Here is a 2,103-nt window from a genome sequence, read left to right as displayed (position 1 = left end):
GAGGGGCCGATATTGCGGGCGATCAGGCTCGCAAACTTTTCTCGCACACTAGCGGCCAGGTTGGCGGGGTGGCCCCCGTGTTCTCCGGGCTGGTCGATGTCGATGACCAAGACGGCGGCGTATTGCTTATTCGTCAGGGTGACGTACTGGCACTTGGCCAGAGCCGCGGAGTCCACGCGGTACAAACGCGGGCAACGAGTGCCGGTGTCGTCGAGGTAGTAGGCGCTGGAGAAGTCGCGGTTTTTACTCGCGTGCAGTGCCTCGCGCCCCAGGTGGGCAATCAGTGCGTCGCGGTCTGTGGCACCTGCTGGGGTGTCCTCCAGTCCACCAGTATCCCGCTGCGGGACAAGCCGAGTAGCGACACGCGTGGATACGGGTGTGCTTGATCTGTCAGATGACGGTAAAGTCATTGCCGTGCTTTCCCCCAGGTGGAGACTGGGTGATAAGCGAAGCCTGATCCGGTGGCAGCCGGGTCGGGCTTCATTCATTTTTAAGGTCAGCTACTGACCGTACCCGCTAATTACAGCGGTGTGATTCCTTGGCCGGGGTGTGTCAGCACTTCCGCCCACACAGCTCAGGGTGTGAGAGCTTACGTCGCAAGCGAAAGTCCGAGGCCCACATATAAGCAGTAACTACTGTTTCCCTCTTATCTCCGGGAGCGGAGAGACTAAAAACGTGCTCTATCTCTTAAGAATACCCACTTGACCTGTTAAAACGCTATAACGTTAATGCTAGAACGTTGTAGCGTTAACGTTATAGCGTTACAGAATCATCGACCGTGAGCGCGTTCCTCTAGCCAGTCAGACACGAGTCCTTCCACGATTTGGGAGGCGTTGGTCCCTTCATCGATGGCAGCGATTTTGAGTCGCTTGGCGGTGTCTTCAGTGAAGTAGACCGTGGTACGTCGCGTGAGTTCTGAGCTTCCGGGACGGAGGGTGTCTTCGACGTTCACCTTGGGCGCTCGTGCAGAAGTGGTAGCCCGGACGGTGTCGGCAAGGCGATTCTTCGGGGGCATTAGTTCATCTCCTCGATCTCTAGGATCTCTTGGCAAATATCGTCGAAGTCGTATAGCTCGCGAGGGGCCGTTCCGAAGAGAGCTTTAATGTCTTCGCGTTCGGGAACCACGTTGTAGAAGGTGGCTACACCCTGATCCTCAAAAAGATCACGAGTCTCGTGGTACAACCGCCGATGCTTCAACACGCCTGAGAGCAAGATTCCGTGTGGACGGTGCGCGACGGTCTCCAGGGTTGGCCAGACACGATCAATATCCAGAGGGGCCGCGTGCGTGGGAACGATAACGAGATCTGCAGTATCGATAGCGGCCTGGATCTCTGGGGCAGAGCCTGGTGGCGTGTCCACGATCTGCCACCCATCGGATGCGGGGTAACGCTGCAATCGTCGTGCATCAACCTGCCGAACCGGAAAAGGCAGCTTATCGTCACGCATCTCGGCTACCTCAGCCCATCTGCTAGCTGACCCTTGCGGGTCTGCGTCTAGCACTTCAGCAGAGACTCCCCGCCGTGCTATGGCCGTAGCCAGCATGATCGAGTTCGTTGTTTTTCCCACCCCACCTTTGGTGTGGACAAACGATATGCGCATGTCATAGCCCCTTTCTTCTTGATGTTATGACGTTAACGTTATAGCGTCAACGTCATAACGTCAATACCCACCTAATACACTTCAAACATCGCGATCATGCGTGCAGACTTCTAGAGCAAGAGTCTGACCGAAGCCCAAGATGCGCTTATTGGGCGGCACAAGGCACCCCTAGAGAGGCCACACAACCCGTTGGTGACTCCTACTGTGGGGGATTTGATCGAAGCAGGCCAGGAAGTACACCGCGCGATGGTTGAAGTGGAGCGTGCGCCGCAGCCTTTGGGTCGCTTCGGCCAGGTCCGTGCGCCACACCACGTCCATTTTCTCGTCGGCACGGCCTGGTCCCCCGTTAATCACGGCCACCGGGCGTCCTGCCCAATCATGGTGCGTCCCTCCTGGAGTAGACCAGCAAACCGGTAAACACGACTGTCGACAGAGGGAGTGAAGAAGCAGGGGATAGTGTTTATGAACTTCCCCAGCTGGAAAGGCCTGCATCGTGTGATGGTT

At 56.9% G+C, this 2,103-nt stretch carries 3 protein-coding genes; all 3 read right to left on the bottom strand.

All coding sequences use genetic code 11. The features are described 5' to 3' along the window. Positions 1-410, bottom strand: a 410-nt coding sequence (locus FHE74_RS10525; RefSeq protein ID WP_180339753.1) for a replication initiation protein, incomplete at its 3' end; no start/stop codon positions are given. A gap of 359 nt (positions 411-769) precedes the next feature. Continuing rightward, entirely contained in the window at positions 770-1,015 is a 246-nt protein-coding gene (locus FHE74_RS10520) for a plasmid partition protein ParG (RefSeq protein ID WP_139466462.1), read from the bottom strand. Next, a complete protein-coding gene (locus FHE74_RS10515) occupies positions 1,015-1,599 on the bottom strand; it encodes a ParA family protein (protein ID WP_139466461.1) in 585 nt (194 codons plus the stop codon). Before FHE74_RS10515 ends, FHE74_RS10520 begins: the two co-directional genes overlap by 1 nt. Positions 1,600-2,103 lie beyond the last annotated feature (504 nt).

The organism is Corynebacterium tapiri (assembly GCF_006334925.1).
In the GTDB taxonomy this organism is placed as follows: Bacteria; Actinomycetota; Actinomycetes; order Mycobacteriales; family Mycobacteriaceae; genus Corynebacterium; species Corynebacterium tapiri.
The sequence above is the reverse complement of the archived record's forward strand: the minus strand, read 5'-3'. Positions and strand labels throughout refer to the sequence as shown.

Bases quoted from the DNA above. Each gene is read 5' to 3' on its own strand.
- FHE74_RS10520 (WP_139466462.1), bottom strand. From the start codon at position 1,015: ATGCCCCCGAAGAATCGCCTTGCCGACACCGTCCGGGCTACCACTTCT.
- FHE74_RS10515 (WP_139466461.1), bottom strand. From the start codon at position 1,599: ATGCGCATATCGTTTGTCCACACCAAAGGTGGGGTGGGAAAAACAACG.